General features: G+C 59.6%; 17 protein-coding genes. All 17 read right to left on the minus strand.

What is annotated here, in order from left to right:
• Window positions 1-21: 21 nt before the first annotated feature.
• Complete coding sequence (flhB, locus tag HPT27_RS13405; protein ID WP_172244332.1) at window positions 22-1,143, minus strand: flagellar biosynthesis protein FlhB; 1,122 nt, start codon at window positions 1,141-1,143, stop codon at window positions 22-24.
• A gap of 28 nt (window positions 1,144-1,171) precedes the next feature.
• A complete protein-coding gene (fliR, locus tag HPT27_RS13410; protein WP_172244334.1) occupies window positions 1,172-1,951 on the minus strand; it encodes a flagellar biosynthetic protein FliR in 780 nt (259 codons plus the stop codon).
• Window positions 1,952-1,973: 22 nt separating this feature from the next.
• The gene (fliQ, locus tag HPT27_RS13415) at window positions 1,974-2,243 is read right to left on the minus strand and encodes a flagellar biosynthesis protein FliQ (RefSeq protein ID WP_172244336.1); all 270 of its coding nucleotides are present in this window, start codon (window positions 2,241-2,243) and stop codon (window positions 1,974-1,976) included.
• A 114-nt stretch (window positions 2,244-2,357) separates the two neighbouring features.
• Complete coding sequence (fliP, locus tag HPT27_RS13420) at window positions 2,358-3,131, minus strand: flagellar type III secretion system pore protein FliP (protein ID WP_407951145.1); 774 nt, start codon at window positions 3,129-3,131, stop codon at window positions 2,358-2,360.
• Window positions 3,131-3,547, minus strand: a complete 417-nt coding sequence (fliO, locus tag HPT27_RS13425) for a flagellar biosynthetic protein FliO (RefSeq protein ID WP_172244340.1) — start codon at window positions 3,545-3,547, stop codon at window positions 3,131-3,133. Before fliO ends, fliP begins: the two co-directional genes overlap by 1 nt.
• Complete coding sequence (gene fliN, locus HPT27_RS13430) at window positions 3,522-3,890, minus strand: flagellar motor switch protein FliN (RefSeq protein WP_407951146.1); 369 nt, start codon at window positions 3,888-3,890, stop codon at window positions 3,522-3,524. Before fliN ends, fliO begins: the two co-directional genes overlap by 26 nt.
• A 24-nt stretch (window positions 3,891-3,914) precedes the next feature.
• Entirely contained in the window at window positions 3,915-4,916 is a 1,002-nt protein-coding gene (gene fliM, locus HPT27_RS13435) for a flagellar motor switch protein FliM (protein ID WP_172244344.1), read from the minus strand.
• 81 nt (window positions 4,917-4,997) lie between these two features.
• The gene (locus tag HPT27_RS13440) at window positions 4,998-5,558 is read right to left on the minus strand and encodes a flagellar basal body-associated FliL family protein (RefSeq protein ID WP_172244346.1); all 561 of its coding nucleotides are present in this window, start codon (window positions 5,556-5,558) and stop codon (window positions 4,998-5,000) included.
• A 237-nt stretch (window positions 5,559-5,795) separates the two neighbouring features.
• Window positions 5,796-6,980, minus strand: coding sequence for a flagellar hook-length control protein FliK (locus tag HPT27_RS13445; protein WP_172244348.1), 1,185 nt, complete (start codon window positions 6,978-6,980; stop codon window positions 5,796-5,798).
• Between the two features lie 107 nt (window positions 6,981-7,087).
• Complete coding sequence (locus tag HPT27_RS13450) at window positions 7,088-7,423, minus strand: Hpt domain-containing protein (protein WP_172244350.1); 336 nt, start codon at window positions 7,421-7,423, stop codon at window positions 7,088-7,090.
• Window positions 7,424-7,426: 3 nt separating this feature from the next.
• Window positions 7,427-9,133, minus strand: a complete 1,707-nt coding sequence (locus tag HPT27_RS13455; protein ID WP_407951129.1) for a SpoIIE family protein phosphatase — start codon at window positions 9,131-9,133, stop codon at window positions 7,427-7,429.
• A 251-nt stretch (window positions 9,134-9,384) separates the two neighbouring features.
• Window positions 9,385-9,690, minus strand: a complete 306-nt coding sequence (locus tag HPT27_RS13460; protein ID WP_172244354.1) for an STAS domain-containing protein — start codon at window positions 9,688-9,690, stop codon at window positions 9,385-9,387.
• Between the two features lie 139 nt (window positions 9,691-9,829).
• Window positions 9,830-10,282: a flagellar export protein FliJ gene (gene fliJ, locus HPT27_RS13465; protein ID WP_172244356.1), complete on the minus strand. Its 453-nt coding sequence runs from the start codon at window positions 10,280-10,282 to the stop codon at window positions 9,830-9,832.
• A gap of 55 nt (window positions 10,283-10,337) precedes the next feature.
• Window positions 10,338-11,714 (minus strand): flagellar protein export ATPase FliI, encoded by a 1,377-nt coding sequence (gene fliI, locus HPT27_RS13470; RefSeq protein ID WP_172244358.1) that lies wholly within the window; start codon window positions 11,712-11,714, stop codon window positions 10,338-10,340.
• Complete coding sequence (locus tag HPT27_RS13475) at window positions 11,668-12,396, minus strand: flagellar assembly protein FliH (RefSeq protein WP_172244360.1); 729 nt, start codon at window positions 12,394-12,396, stop codon at window positions 11,668-11,670. The genes fliI and HPT27_RS13475 overlap by 47 nt, the downstream gene beginning before the upstream one ends.
• Window positions 12,397-12,444: 48 nt before the next feature.
• Window positions 12,445-13,500, minus strand: a complete 1,056-nt coding sequence (gene fliG, locus HPT27_RS13480; RefSeq protein WP_172244362.1) for a flagellar motor switch protein FliG — start codon at window positions 13,498-13,500, stop codon at window positions 12,445-12,447.
• Window positions 13,493-15,181 carry a flagellar basal-body MS-ring/collar protein FliF gene (gene fliF, locus HPT27_RS13485; protein WP_172244364.1) on the minus strand — a complete coding sequence of 563 codons (1,689 nt, stop codon included), beginning with the start codon at window positions 15,179-15,181 and terminating at the stop codon, window positions 13,493-13,495. Before fliF ends, fliG begins: the two co-directional genes overlap by 8 nt.
• Window positions 15,182-15,211: the final 30 nt, after the last annotated feature.

Here is a 15,211-nt window from a genome sequence, read left to right on the forward strand (position 1 = left end):
TGTCCGCGAAAACGACAGTCATCAGTAACGGTACTGTTCCGGAATCGGGTAATCCTTCGGCGGTGGCCGGGAACCGGCAGCGCCAAACTGGCGCAGCGAGAACACATAAGCCAACACCTGAGCCACCGCGAGGTACAAACCTTCCGGAATTTCCTGGTCAATCTCAGTGGTGTGATACAAAGCCCGTGCCAACGGCGGTGCCTCAAAAATTTGCACGTTGTGGGCGGCAGCAACTTGCCGGATTTGCAGCGCCATGAAGTCGATGCCTTTGGCCAGCACCATCGGCGCGCCGGGCTTGCCCGGGTCATATTTGAGCGCCACCGCAAAGTGCTCCGGGTTGGTGATGACCACGTCCGCTTGCGGCACTTTCTGCATCATTCGGCGCTGCGCCAGCTCGCGTTGCATGCGGCGAATGCGGCCCTTGACCTCGGGTTTGCCCTCCATTTCCTTGTATTCTTCCCGCACTTCCTGCTTGCTCATCTTCAGCTGCTGGTTGAAATTCCAAATCTGGAATGGCAGATCGATGGCCACGATCACCAGCAGCGACAGCGATACCAGCAGGAAGGTTTGCACCAGCAGATCGAGCGCATGCGTCAAGGTTTCGCGCACCCCGCTGCGACCAAGCGTCAAAAACTCGTCGGTGTAGTGCCGCAGGATTAGCGCCGCGATCAATCCGAGCACAATGAATTTGCCGGCAGCCTTGACCAGCTCGACCAGCGCCTGAGTACCAAACATTCGGCTCAGGCCCTTGAACGGCGACAGCCGATCGAATTTCGGCTGAATTGCCTCCGCCGAAAAATGCAGGCCGCCAATGGCGATGGATGACAGCAGGCTGATGACGAACAACAACAGCAGAATTGGCAGTGCGGCATACAGCGCCAGCAAGATCGCTTCGCCAAACGCGCCGAGCAGCCGGTTCGGACTGTCGATTGTTTCCCCGGCATGCACCAGCACGCCGCGCGTCATTTGCTCCAGCGCCTGCGCCAGATCGCCGCCCAGCATCCACAAGCCGGCGGCGCCGCCAATGGTGATGGACGCCGTGGTCAGCTCACGCGAGCGGACCACCTGCCCTTTCTTGCGCGCTTCCTCACGCCTTCGGGGTGTGGCCTGCTCGGTACGTTCGCCGGAGTCGTTTTCAGCCATTGATCAGGACCTCATCGTCTTGTCGGTTTCAACACGAGGTATTGATCAGCGCGCAAGCCAACTCACGCGCCTGGCCAAACTCACGCTCGAAATGGCGTAGCAAATCACCGGTCAGCAACCACAGCAAAATGAAACCGACCACCATCGTGGCCGGAAAACCGATGACAAAAAGATTCAGCTGCGGTGCCGCCCGGGTCAGCACACCAAAGGCAAGGTTCAACATCAACAGCGCCAGCACCGCTGCCAGCGCCACCATCAAACCGCCGGCGAACAGCCAGCGGCCCCAGTCGACCACCGCCAGAAAATCGATCCGGGCCAGGCTGTCGGTCGCAACCGGTACGGTATGAAAGCTCTCGACAACGAGTTCGATAAACAGCAAGTGACCGTCGAACGCCAGAAACAGCAAGGTCGCAATGATGAGAAACGCCTGACTGATCAACGGCACTGATGCGCCATTCATCGGATCGACCAGCGAACCAAAGCCAAGGCCGGTCTGCAGCGAAACCAATTGGCCGGCGACGACAAAAATCTCCAGCAGCAATCTCGTGATAAAACCCATCATCAGGCCAATGATCACTTCCTGACCGGTGATGATGAAGCTGGCGCCGGAAAAGAGCGGCACCTGCGGCATGGCCGGCAGCACGGGCGCGGCGACAACGGTAATGAAAATCGCCAACACCAGACGAACCCGGGCCGGCACACTGCGAGTGCCGAAGATCGCCATCGCCGTCAACAAGCCGGCGATACGGAAGAACGGCCACAGCACACTGGCCAGCCAGCCGTCGATTTGTCCGAGTGAAAATTCCACGATGGTGAGAACTCGACCGGGCTCAGCCCAGCACCGAGGGAATACTTCGCACCAGCTCGGTGGTGAAAGTCATCAACTGATCCATGAACCAATGGCCCAAGGCCATCAGCGTCAGCAGCGTCATGACCAACCGTGGTAGAAACGACAGGGTTTGTTCGTTGACGCTGGTCGCCGCCTGAAACACGGCCACCACCAGGCCAACCAGCAAACCGGGGAGGATGATTGCCACGACCAGCACAATGGTCAGATAGAGCGCACTGCGCAGCAATTCAACAGCAAATTCGGGTGTCATGATCAGTGGCTCGTAATGATGTGGGTGTGTCGGTTAACTGCTGACGGGTTGTCATCGAACTGGCTAGCGGAATGCTTGCTGCTGTCATTACAGCCGCCGTGCGTCAGTTTTCTGTCAGACAACCTTGAAGCTTGCAGCCAGCGTGCCAATCACCAATGCCCAGCCATCGACGAGCACAAACAGCATCAATTTGAACGGCAGCGAGATCACCAGCGGTGACAACATCATCATGCCCATCGCCATCAGGATGCTGGCGACCACCAGATCGATAATCAGAAACGGAATGAACAGCATGAAGCCGATTTGAAACGCAGTTTTCAGCTCACTGGTCACAAACGCCGGCACCAGCACAACAAACGGCACATCCTCCGGACCATCCACCTCGGTTTTTGACATCCGCAGGAACAAATCCAGATCGGTCTTGCGGGTCTGCGCGAGCATGAACTTGCGGAACGGCTCCGAGGCTTTCTCCAGCGCTTCGCCGGGTGCCATTTGCTCGTTCAGGTAAGGCTGCAAAGCCTGCTCGTTGGCGGTCTTGAATACCGGCGCCATGATGAAAAAGGTCAGGAAAAGCGACAGTCCGACCAGAATCTGGTTCGACGGCGTCTGCTGCATGCCAAGCGCCTGACGCAAAATGGCAAAGACGATGGTGATGCGGGTGAACGATGTCATCATGATGACCAGCGCCGGCAAGAAGCTCAGCGCAGTCATCAACAGTAAAATTTGCAGCGTAACCGAATACTGCTGACTGCCATCGGCACCGGTCGTGACGGTCAATGCCGGCAGCGCACCGGGTGCCAGAACACTGGTGCTGGCATCGGCAGCGTGGGCTACGCCGGCAAATGCGGCGAAGATCAGGGTCAACGGGACCAGATAACGTGACAACATCATGATGGCCGCTGACCTTTCATCAATAGCGCCAGTTGTTCGGCAAATTTGTTGGATGCCGGCACGGCCGGCGCGGCGACCGGTTGCGCCAGCGTATGCAATAAACTGATTTGCTGCGGCGTGACGCCAATCAGCAATTGCTGGTCGCCAACCTGCACCAGCACCACCCGCTCGCGGGTGCCGACCGCACACTGCGACACCACCTTGATAAGTCCGGTGTGACCGGTCAGGCCGCCACGGCGTAGCACCCAGGCGCAGATCATCAGCAAGCCCAGTACGGCGAACAGACCGAAGACCAGCCGACTGACCGACGGCACCGCCGCTTCGCTCGCTTCGGCAGCCCATGCCGACGCCGGACTCAGCAGCAATAGCGCGAGTCGCGCCCCTGCCTTAGCGCAATTTTTTGATACGTTCATGCGGCGACATCACATCGGTCAGGCGTATGCCAAACTTTTCATTGACCACGACCACTTCGCCGTGGGCAATCAGGGTGCCGTTGACCAGCACATCGAGTGGCTCACCGGCCATCCGGTCCAGCTCCACCACCGAACCCTGGTTCAATTGCAGCAAATTGCGGATCGGGATCTGGGTACGGCCGACTTCCATCGACAGCGTCACCGGAATATCCAGAATGACGTCCAGCTTGTCGTTGCCGACCAGACTTTTGCCGTCATCGCGCAACTCTTCCATCGGAGCTGCTTTGGCACTGGCTTCGGTCTCAACCTGTTCGGCCAGTGCGGCGGCCCATTCGTCCGCCATCGAATCTTGGTCTTTGGCCATGGCTTACACTCCCAACTGCATGCTTTTCAAAATGTGATCGCGCTTGATATCGGAAATAATCTTGATGGCGTAATTGCTGCGCGAGGTGCCGAACCGAGCCCGGAACGTCGGCAGGCCGCCGACCCGTATCAATGCCTGTTCAAACAATTCCACCGGAATGATGTCGCCCGGCTTCCACTCCATGATGTCGCGCAAACGAACCGGGTTCTCGCCAATCTGCGCTTCAACCTCAACCGGCGCCGACATGATTTCTTCCCGCAGCGCATCGGTCCAGCGCTCATCAACGGTGTCGCGATCGCTTTGCACGCCGGCATCGAGCTTGTCTCGAATGGGTTCAATCATCGAATACGGCATGGTCACGTGCAGATTGCCGCCACCGCCTTCCAGTTCGATATGGAAGCTGCAGACCACCACCACTTCGGAGGGGCTGACAATGGTCGCCAGCGCCGGATTGACTTCGGAATCGAGGTATTCAAATTCAACCGGCATCACCGGTGCCCAGGCTTCATGCAAATCAATGAATGCCTGCTCCAGCAGAATCTGGATGATGCGACGCTCGGTCGGGGTGAACTCTCGGCCTTCAATCTTGGCGTGAAAGCGGCCCATGCCGCCGAAGAAGTTGTCGACCAGACTGAAGACCAGCTTGGCTTCCATGGTAAACAGCGCGGTGCCTCGCAGCGGTTTGATCCGGACCATGTTCAGGCTGGTCGGCACAAACAGCGAGTGGATGTATTCGCCAAACTTGACCATCTGGACGCCGTTGATCGAAACCTCGCAGGCCTGCCGCATCAGATTGAACAAGCTGATCCGCATATGCCGGGCGAAACGCTCGTTGATCATCTCCAGCGTCGGCATCCGGCCGCGAACGATGCGGTCCTGGGAGTTGAAGTCATAATGGCGCGCCTCACCGGGCGCCAGCTCGTCGGCGTCGGTTGCGATATCGCCGTCATCGACGCCATGCAAGAGGGCATCGATTTCGTCTTGACTTAACAGATCGGTTGCCATGTCGTTATCACTGTTCCCAAAAATCCGCTACCGAAAGACTGCTTTTGAAAAACCGGTTTTGAAAAACGTCTCAGCACGCCGTCATTGCATTACAAACTGGGTAAACAGAATCTTTTCAATCAGCGGCTTGTGCTCTTCGTGCTCCATCGCGGCCTGCACTTTTTGCAGCGCCTGGTCGCGAAAGCCCTGCTGCCCTTCCGGCGTCATCAGTTGCTCGGCGGTGGTCGCACTCAGCAGCATCAGCACCTCGCTGCCCAGCAGCGGCAAATGTTTCTTGACGGTCTCTTCGGCATGGGCGTTCTTGACCGCGAATGCCACCTGAATCTTGATCGTCCGTGGTTTGCTCTCACTGGGCAGGTTGGCGACGATGGCTTCCGGCAATGCCACGTAATACAAACTGGGCGCGCCCTCGACCGGCTCTTCTTCCGGTTCGGCCTCATGGTCAGCCGCTTCACCGTGCTCGGCACCGTCGGCCGCCGCGTGCTCGCCTTCTGCCGGCGCAGGTTCTTTCTTCAGCAGGAAAAACGCCGCGCCGCCACCGATGGCCAACACCAAGACCGCCGCGGCGATGATGATGATCAGCTTCTTCTTGCCGCCGCCCTTGGCCGCTTCGCCCAGTTCCAGATCCTGCTTCTCTGCCATGCTGCTCTCCCGCACCAATGGATCAAATGCAGCTTTCGGGCCATTGGTGAATTTTGATAAAAAACACTTTGCCAACAATTACTTGAAATGTAGCTCAGATTTTTGCTTTGGCCAGATGACGGGAAATTGGCGCAATAAATCCCGCTTGGACGGAGGCCGCTGGCTGGTTTTGACAGCGCCAGAAAGCCAATCGCCGGCACATGGCCGGCGATTGTGGTGAGTCTGAACCGGAGCGAGTCAGGCGTAATCGTCGATCAGGCCCATCAGCGTGCTGCGCTGAATCAGCACTTCGTCGGTGCTGCCAGCGTCGCTGCCCCGTTTGCCGAGTCCCGGATTGCTGTCGCGCGGTTGCTGGGCCAGTTGTTCGCGCCGGCCCTGCTCGACCTCGACTTGGCCGAGCTGCAAACCGCCTTGACCAAACAGTTCGCGCAGCCGTGGCAAGGCTTGCTCAAGCTGATCGCGGGTGGCCTGGTGACTGACCGTGAAATGCAGGTGGGTTTCGTTGTCGCTGCGGCTGATGCGCACATCGATGGGGCCCAGTTCGGGCGGGTCGAGCCGGATCTCGGCCTGATTGCTTCCGATCTTGGCCTGCCACAACACGTCGTTGCCAACCAGCGTGGCAAAGTTGGCCGATCGCACCGGGATACCGGCGATGGCATCGGGCGAGCTGCCTCGCGCTGACGCGCTGGTGCCGGTCAGCGGGCCGGCCAAGGTGTTGATGGCGAGCAAAGGTTCTGCACTGGCCTGCCGACTGATCGGCGCTGCCGCTTCTGCCGTGGCCTTGAACTCGACCGATTTGCTGGCGACCTCGAACAATTGGCTCCACGCCTCGACAGGCTCTGTGGCGCCGCCAGCTGACGTGTCGGCCGTTGCCGTTTCGGCATTGGCGTTGGCCGCCGCATTCGCGTTGGCTCCGGCCTGCTGATTCAACAACAGCCAAGGGGTCGGCAAGGATTTGCCGCCGACCGGCAAAGCCGCTGCGTCGCCTGTTCCGGCCTCGGCAGCTACCGTTGCGGCTACCGGGACGCTTGCCGGCGCGACAGCCAATGCGGCGATGGCAGCGGCATCAGCAGCGACATCGCTGATCCGGCTGTCATCCTCGGTGCTGGCGTCGGATTCCGAATCGCTGTCGGCATCCGATTCGGTCAGCCCGTCGCTGTCGTCCGCGTCATCGGTTCCGGTCAGGTTGGCAACCAGCGCGGCCAGCAAATCCGCCGGTGTTTCCGCGGCTTTTCCAGCGTCGCCAGCGGCTTGGCCGAGCGCGGTATCCGCTTCCGCCAAGGCCTCGTCGTTAGCGCCGGTCATCTTCAGCAGCAACTCACCGAACGATGCGGCAGCGCCGGATTCGGTTTCAACGGTCCCGGCGGGCGGGCTTGCCGGCGACGACACGCCACTGGTCAAACCAAGCAAAGGAGAATTCATGTTGGGCTCCTTGAGCACCACCTTCTTGGTGATAGCGACAAGAGAGCAATTGATGTGCCAGCAATCGGCACCCGACTCGTTTCGCGCGGGCGCTGGCTAGCGAGAGCTCAGGCCAGATGGCGACGCAGCTCCAGCTGGACGTTTGCCAGCTCCTGTTGCAGGGCGCTCAACTCCGCCAGCACCGCGGCCACTTCACCGCCGCGCGCCAGTTGTTCGAGCCGCTGGCAATGTTCGGCCAGGGTCGCCGCGCCGACGTTGCTGCTGCTGCCTTTCAGGCTATGCGCCTGCCGTTTGGCGCTGGCCAGATCCTGCTCGGCACAGGCTTGCGTCAGCAGCTGCAGCCGTTCGCTGCTGTCGCGCAGATAGGCTTCGATCAGCGTGCCGAAATCATCCGCCATCAGCTCACGCAGTTCGTTGAATTGTTGCTCATCCAGATGCGGCAAGTCTCAGTCCTCGGCCAACAACCAGTCATAGCTGGCGGCGACGATATTGCCACGGCCCTCAAATTGAAGCGACTGGCAAAGATTGGCCAGCAAGGCCAAGCCACGACCGCCATAGCCATTGCCCGGCACCTGGCTCGCCTGCCAGCGCTGCCAATCAAAACCCGGACCGCTGTCCTCGACCCGCAACAGCAAACGGCCGCCGTGCGTGCGCGGCTGATGCTCGAACACCAGCCGGATCGAACCCTCGGCCAGTTGCTGCAGTCGACTCTGGCGCAAGCGATAGTACTCGGCGAAGCCTTCCGGCGAATTTTTCAATGAAGAATCCAGCTGCAGAATGCCGTGATCGAGCGCATTGGAATACAGTTCGGCCAGTATGGTGAACACCCGGCCGCGATGCGGTCGCAGCGCTGGCTGCTCCATCAGCACCTGCAGCAACAGCGGCAAGGGATCGAACTGCTGCAGTGATTGCGTGCGCAGTTCATATTCAAAACGCCAATCCAATGGCCCGGTCCGGGTTGGCCGCGGACTGCTCGGCGCGTGCTCCGGTGCCGACAGCGGCCGCAGCTCGACTTCGACCATGCTGACATCATCACGCGGCGCGGCGCCACTGCCAAACAGCTCCAGTGCCCGCTGGACTGCGGCAAAAAAACTGTCGCCTTCCGCCGTGGTGGCGACCGCCTGCTCCAGTCGCTCGCTGCCAAACATTTCGCCATTGGCGTTGCTGGTTTCGATGACGCCATCCGAGGTCAGCAGCAAGCGATCTTCCGGACTGAAAATCGCGCGCTGCACCTGCGGCCGGAAGCGATCACGACCGACCACGCCCATCGGCAGATGCTGGGAACTGAACCGGGTCAAAATGCCGCGGCCCGAACGCGCCAGAAACGCATCCGGCATGCCGCCATTCCACAACTCCAGCATGCCACTGCGAAAATCGATATCGGCACTGATGGCGCAGCAAAACACACCGGTCGGCAGGATTTCTTTCAGTCGCTGGTTAATCTCGGTCAGGATATCGACCAGCGAAAAGCCTTTTTGGGTCATGCCGTAGAAAATTTCCGAGACCGGCATGGCGCCAATGGCAGCGGGCAACCCGTGGCCGGTGAAATCACCGAGCAAGACATGCAGGCCACCGGCGGGCTTTTCGGCGGCCAGCAACACATCGCCGTTGAAGATATACATCGGCGACAACTGATAGCGAATGGTCGGCGCGTCCAGACAACCGGGATGGGCAATATTGTCGAACAGGATTTTGGCCAACTGCTGTTCGCGGACCAGACGCTCGGTGTGAAAATGGATTTCATCCCGTTGCCGCGACACCGTATCGTAGAGTTGTTGCATGCGGGTAAACGCCCGCAGCTTCGCCTGCAGAATCAATTTCTGGTAGGGCTTGGTCAGAAAGTCATCGCCACCTACTTCCAGACAGCGGGCCAGCGCCGCGACATCAGTCAGTGCCGTCAGGAAAATGATGGGAACCAGACGCGAACCGGCCATCATCTTGATCTGAATGGCCGCCTCATAGCCATCCAGCTCCGGCATCAGTACATCCAGCAAAACGATATCGGGTTGTTCGGTCAAAAATTGCTGAACCGCCAGCCGACCGTTTTCCGCTTCGATGACCGAATGGCCCTCACGCTGCAGCAGCGTGCGAAGAATCAACCGGTCGCTGGCATTGTCGTCTGCAATCAGAATGCGCAAAGCATCAGTCGCCACATTCATTCCTTATGAAATGCCAGTCCTGTACACAAAGCCATTGGCGGCAACACGAATGATTCGGCAGGGAGATAACGTAGCGCTCACAACGTCGAGGCAAAACCCGGTACGCACTGAGACTTCGGTTGGCGCTACGCCCCTGAACCGCGTTGACGGGCAGCGCTCGTCAGATCGGTCTTCCGTTCGCTAGGCGAACCCGGGTGAGACAGCGGTGTCTACGACCCGGGCGACAGCAAACCGGGCTCTTCGCCTCAGGAGATTTTGAACAGCTGTTCGAAATTGGAGATGGTCAGGATCTTCTTCACATCGTTATTGCAATGCTGAATACTGATCCGGGCACTGTCGCCGCCGGCGTAATCGCGCAGCAACAGCAACATGCCAAGTGCCGAGCTGTCCAGATAGGTCGCCTCGTGCATGTCAATGACATAGCTCTTGGGTTTGACCGGCAGGTTTTCATAGGCTTCGCGGAAAGCCTGATGGGAACTGAAGTCGAACCGTCCGGCAATGCGGATGGTCAGTTCGGTGCCGTCGGCGCTCTTGGTGGTGCTGATCGTCATCTACCGCTCCTGAACCCGGTCTGGTAACCGGCACAACAGGGAGGTCTGCTCCCCGACTGCTTGAGACAGTGCCAACTATAGCGCAAGCAGCACGAAGGTCCAGCCTCAGGATAGCCTCTGCGGCAGGACAACCCCGCCATCACTGGCGTTTGGGCCGATTGAGATGGGCGCGCTGGGCCGAGCGGTCGTCCTGGACGGCCTGTTCACGCTTGTCGGTTTGCCGGTTCTCCGACTGCTGCAGATTGCCGACCACGTTGTTGATGGCCTTGGCCTTGGTCGCACGCTGCTGCCACTGGCCAACCCGCTGCTCGACCTGGGTCAGCGCCGAACGGATGCGTTGCTGCTGCTGTTCAATGGCCTTGTCCAGCTGGTTCAGGAACTGCTGGAATTGCTGCAACTCGATGCCATTCAAACCGGCGCGGCCGCGACGCTGGAAATCGCTGATGTACTCCTGCCGATAGACGATCAATTCCTGCAGCCGGGTCTCTTCGCTGACCTGAGCCTGTCGTGCCTCGCCCAGTGCCTGGGCAGCGGAGCGCTCCTGCTTGTCGGCCAGTTTGGCCACCGGTTGCAAACGCTCGGAACGGTTCATGGCAAGCACAGACTCCTCACAGCACAGTCAACGAACGGGCCCATCGGATTCGGTATCAGCGGCGGCGATTAGCAGGAAGCATAGTCGCTTCTGCCGCCAAAATACTTTCCAATCCGAGCAAGCTGTCTTTCAGTGAGACTTTTTCATTCATACCCTGCCGCAAAAACTGGTTGATGACCGGCATCAAACCAATGGCTTCGTCGATGGCGTTATCGGCACCACTCTGGTACGCCCCTACCGTTATCAGATCGCGATTCTGCTGATACGTGGCATAAATCTGTTTGACCAGCACCGCCGCCTGCTGGTGCGCGTTGGCGGCAATTTGCGCCATCGCCCGACTGATCGAGGCTTCGATATCAATCGCCGGATAATGGCCAGCCTCGGCCAGGCGTCGCGACAGCACGATGTGGCCGTCAAGAATGGCTCGGGCGGCATCGGCAATCGGGTCCTGCTGATCATCGCCTTCGGTCAACACGGTGTAGAACGCGGTGATCGAGCCGGCACCTTTTTCGGCATTGCCGGCGCGCTCGACCAGCATCGGCAACTTGGCAAACACCGACGGTGGATAGCCCTTGGTTGCCGGCGGCTCACCAACCGCCAGCGCGATTTCGCGCTGGGCCTGACAGAACCGGGTCAGCGAATCCATCAGCAGCAGCACTTGCTTGCCTTCATCGCGAAACGATTCGGCAATCGTGGTGGCCACCTGAGCGCCTTGCAAACGCAGCAGCGGTGGCAAGTCGGCCGGCACGGCCACCACCACCGCGCGTTTCATGCCTTCCTCACCGAGAATGTGTTCAATGAATTCTTTGACTTCGCGGCCACGCTCGCCGATCAAACCCACGACGATCACATCCGCTTCGGTGAATCGCGTCATCATGCCGAGCAACACGCTCTTGCCGACACCAGAACCTGCGAACAGGCCCATGCGCTGACCACGTCCGACCGTCAGCAAGGCATTAATGGCACGAACACCGACGTCAAGCGGTTCACTGATGGGATGCCGCGCCAAGGGATTGATCGGTTTTGCCGCAAGCGACCGGTGACTGCCACTGAGTGGCCCTTTGCCGTCAATCGGCTGGCCTTCGCCATCAAGCACCCGGCCAAGCAAATTGCCACCGACCAGAATTTCTGCCGCACCGGAGGTTGGCAACACGGTGGCGCCGGGGCCGAGTCCATGTAAGTCGGCAGTCGGCATCAGGTACAAACTGTCGCCGGAAAAGCCCACTACTTCCGCGCGATGCAAGCGTCCGTCATTGCCGCGAATCAAACAGCGGCCGCCGACTGGCAAACGGCAACCGACCGCTTCCAGCGTCAAGCCAACCATGCGCACCAGTTTGCCCTCAACCTGCAAACCGGGGGCGCTGGCCACACGAGCCTGATACGGTTCAAGCCGTTGGTGGAACGGGAGTCGCTCTTTCTGCGCCGCGCTCATCTTCACTCCGTTCACCACCCAGCACATGCGTCACGATCGCAGCGATGCGCGACTCCAGACTGGCATCGATGGTGGAATCATCTGTCAGCACACGGCAACCGCCCCGACTTTGGCCGGGATCATCCAGTACCTGCCAGGTATGTTCACCGCGCGCGTCCAGTGCAAACACTTCCCGCACCAGCGCCGCGTCTTCCGGATGCAGAAAAACCCGTATCGTTTGCCGCGACATCGGCAGCAGCTGCACGGCCTCCCGCACCACCGCGACAATCTGCCCCGGTGAACTGCGCAATTCGCGTCGTATTAATTGACGCGCCACCGACATCGCCAACTGTGCCAATGCCTGCTCGGCTTGGTCATCAACCATTTGCAGCGGCCGCGCCAAGGCTTCCAGCATGGCGTCGACGCGAGTGCGCAATTGCAGTATTTCCGCATCAACCTTGCTGCGACCTTCAGCCAAGCCTTGGGCCAGACCATCGCGATGGCCGTTCTTCAAACCCTCTTCATAACCTTCGTGCCGGGCCTGCTCGCGCAGTTGCTGCAACATCTCGGCCGTCACCAAGGCGGTATTGCCGCGTGGCTCGCCCGGCTGCCGCGGCGGCGGCCGCTGCGAGGCGTTCACCGCGGTTTCCTTCATGTCCGGCAGCTGCCAGGGCTGTACCGGTGAGGGGTCTTTGCCGATCATGAGTGCTGCTCTTGCATCCTCGACTGTGAATCACATCCAACCGGAGGCTTACACCATCTGCTCGCCGCTGCCGCCGAGCACAATTTCGCCGGCATCCGCCATCCGGCGTGCCACGGTCAGAATCTCTTTCTGCGCTTTCTCGACATCGCTCAGCTTGACCGGGCCCATTGATGACAGATCTTCGCGCATCAACTCAGCCGCGCGTTTCGACATGTTCTTGAAGATCTTCTCACGCACCGTTTCGTCGGAACCTTTCAGCGCGGTAATCAGCACTTCGGTCGAGACCTCACGCAGCAGCGTCTGAATGCCGCGATCATCGACCTCGACCAGATTCTCGAACACGAACATCAGATCCTGAATCTTCTGCGACAAGTCCTCATCGACTTGCTTGATTTGGTCAATCAAGGCGCTCTGCACCGAACCATCGAGGAAGTTGATGATATCGGCGGTACGCTTGGTGCCACCCAGCGCCGCCGACTTGGAACCGGTCTGCCCGGAGAGCTGACGCTCCATGATGTTGTTCAGCTCGGTCAGTGCTGCCGGCTGCACCGATTCCAGCGAGGCAATCCGCATGGTCAGATCGAGCCGGACCTTGTCCGGGAATTGCGACAGCACCTCGGCCGATTGATCCGGATCCAGATAGGCCAACACAATGGTTTGAATCTGCGGATGTTCGTAGCGAATCAAATCAGCCACCGCCCGGGCATCCATCCACTTCAGCGTATCCAGTCCTTTGGTATTGGCACCCGCCAGAATGCGATCACACAGCGCGTCAGCCTTGTCCGATCCGAGCGCTGCGCGCAAGGTGTTGCGGATGTATTCCTCGGTGCCGATACCGATACCGGTCTGCTTTTCCACCTCGATCAGAAACTTGTTGACGACATGATCGACGTCATTGCGTTCGACATGCTTGACCGCCGCCATCGCCAGACCAATGCGCTGCACCTCTTTCGGCCCCATGTGCTTGAGCACCTGGGCAGCATGATCCTCGCCGAGGCTCAGCAGCAGAATCGCCGCCTGCTCGGTGTTGTTGAAGCGATCGACCGAGAGCTCTTTCTTTTCGCCTTCAGTCGGCTTTTTTTCTGCTACCGGATTCTCAGGCATCTTTTTCCATCCAGGTCTTGACGACTTGCGCCACGATCGTCGGGTCGGATTGCACCACCGCTTTTGCCCGGGCAACCGAATCCAGTTCGGTCGTTACCGGCGGCGGCAAGCTCAAGGCGCCGCCACTGCCGCCAGAGAGCGACAAGGTGTCGTCACGCATGCCATCCGGGCCAAGGCCCGCTGCAGCCAGCGTCGCCTGCCGCACTTCTTCATCCGACCTTCCAGACAACTTGCCAAGCACCGGCCGCAACACGCCCAGAACGAATACCACGGCAATGATCAGCCCGAGCAGCGGCTTGAACATCAGCTGGAACCAGGGCTGTTCCCAGAACGGTATCGATTGCGGCACTTCCGGCACAGCGACCCGAACAAACGGGAAACTCTGCAGTTCTACTATGTCGCCACGCTGGGCGTCATAACCAATTGCACTCTGGACCAGTCGCGTTATGTTCGCGACTTCGGCAGCCGGGCGCGGTTGCCGCTGGGGCGGCTGTGCCGGATCGGTGGCCGGCAACTCGACAAAGTCGAGCCCAACCGATGCCGTTACCCGCCGGACCACACCGATTTGCGACCGGGTGTGACTGATCGTGGTGTCGTGATCGTAATTGCGCTCCGCCTCTTCCCGCTTGCTGCCCGTGCTCCCGTTGGCGGCAGTTGCTGCCGTACTGTTCGCGCCGGCAACTTCCGGCGCGGTGGCCGGTGTTGGCGGTTGATTGCTGAGCGCACCGGGCACGCCCTGCGCGCCACCGGTGGCATTCTGCTCGTTCAAGGTCCGTTCGGAGCGCAGCGCCGGCAAATCGGCGTTGTAAACTTTTTGCGTCGCTTCCTGAGCACTGAAATCCATGTCGACATGCAACTCGACCGTGTAGTTGCCAGCGCCAAGAATGGGCTCCAGTATGCGTTCGACTTTGCGCCGCAGCTCTTCGCCGCGTTTCTGACTTTCGGCGAACTCCTTGCTCGCCTGAATCTCGTCCTCGGTCATGCTGCCGGAGTGATGCAAGCGGCCAAACTGATCGGTGATCGTCACCCGATTGGCGTCCAGGTTTGGCACGCTGCCGGCAACCAGATCGACAATCGCCCGAATCTGCTCGGCGTCCAGCGAGCGCGCCGAATACAGATTCAGCAACACCGATGCAGTCGGTTTTTCGTTGTCACGCAGAAACACGGCCTCTTTCGGCAACGCCAGATGCACTTCAGCCGCGCGAACCCCGGCAAACTGCTCGATGGTGCGGGCAATGCGAATTTCCTGCGTGCGCAGCAGCCGGGCCTGTTCCAGACGCTGACTGACCGAGAAACCACTGTCGCGTGCCAACATTTTGTCAGCCTCAGCGCCACCGAGTTCCATGCCCTGCGCCGCCAGCTGCATCTGCACCCGCGAATAATCATCCTGAGCCACGCTGATACTGCCGTCCGATTCCAGACGGTAAGGCACCTTTTGTTGTTCCAGCATGCTGACGATTGCCAGGGCATTTTCCCGGTCCACCGGACCGAGCGGCCGCATCAGCGGATCACGCAACCACAGCACCACCAACAGCCCCAACGCGACACTGCCGGCCAGTCCAATCAGAATGCCGATCTGCCGAAGCATGGTCATGTTGCTCAGATTGGCCAATACGCCACTGCTGGCAAAGCCACCTGCGGGTGCGGCAATCAATGCGGTATCTTGCGCGGCCTCAGCCATTGTTGCTTACTCCAAAACCTGCGTTACTAA

It is taken from the genome of Permianibacter fluminis, from assembly GCF_013179735.1.
Classification (GTDB): Bacteria; Pseudomonadota; Gammaproteobacteria; order Enterobacterales; family Permianibacteraceae; genus Permianibacter; species Permianibacter fluminis.

Excerpts from the sequence above, each read along its gene's own strand:
- flhB (WP_172244332.1), bottom strand. The coding sequence starts at position 1,143 with ATGGCTGAAAACGACTCCGGCGAACGTACCGAGCAGGCCACACCCCGA.
- fliQ (WP_172244336.1), bottom strand. The coding sequence starts at position 2,243 with ATGACACCCGAATTTGCTGTTGAATTGCTGCGCAGTGCGCTCTATCTG.
- fliP (WP_407951145.1), bottom strand. The coding sequence starts at position 3,131 with ATGTTGTCACGTTATCTGGTCCCGTTGACCCTGATCTTCGCCGCATTT.
- fliO (WP_172244340.1), bottom strand. The coding sequence starts at position 3,547 with ATGAACGTATCAAAAAATTGCGCTAAGGCAGGGGCGCGACTCGCGCTA.
- fliN (WP_407951146.1), bottom strand. The coding sequence starts at position 3,890 with ATGGCGGACGAATGGGCCGCCGCACTGGCCGAACAGGTTGAGACCGAA.
- fliM (WP_172244344.1), bottom strand. The coding sequence starts at position 4,916 with ATGGCAACCGATCTGTTAAGTCAAGACGAAATCGATGCCCTCTTGCAT.
- HPT27_RS13440 (WP_172244346.1), bottom strand. The coding sequence starts at position 5,558 with ATGGCAGAGAAGCAGGATCTGGAACTGGGCGAAGCGGCCAAGGGCGGC.
- HPT27_RS13445 (WP_172244348.1), bottom strand. The coding sequence starts at position 6,980 with ATGAATTCTCCTTTGCTTGGTTTGACCAGTGGCGTGTCGTCGCCGGCA.
- HPT27_RS13460 (WP_172244354.1), bottom strand. The coding sequence starts at position 9,690 with ATGACGATCAGCACCACCAAGAGCGCCGACGGCACCGAACTGACCATC.
- fliJ (WP_172244356.1), bottom strand. The coding sequence starts at position 10,282 with ATGAACCGTTCCGAGCGTTTGCAACCGGTGGCCAAACTGGCCGACAAG.
- fliI (WP_172244358.1), bottom strand. The coding sequence starts at position 11,714 with ATGAGCGCGGCGCAGAAAGAGCGACTCCCGTTCCACCAACGGCTTGAA.
- HPT27_RS13475 (WP_172244360.1), bottom strand. The coding sequence starts at position 12,396 with ATGATCGGCAAAGACCCCTCACCGGTACAGCCCTGGCAGCTGCCGGAC.
- fliG (WP_172244362.1), bottom strand. The coding sequence starts at position 13,500 with ATGCCTGAGAATCCGGTAGCAGAAAAAAAGCCGACTGAAGGCGAAAAG.
- fliF (WP_172244364.1), bottom strand. The coding sequence starts at position 15,181 with ATGGCTGAGGCCGCGCAAGATACCGCATTGATTGCCGCACCCGCAGGT.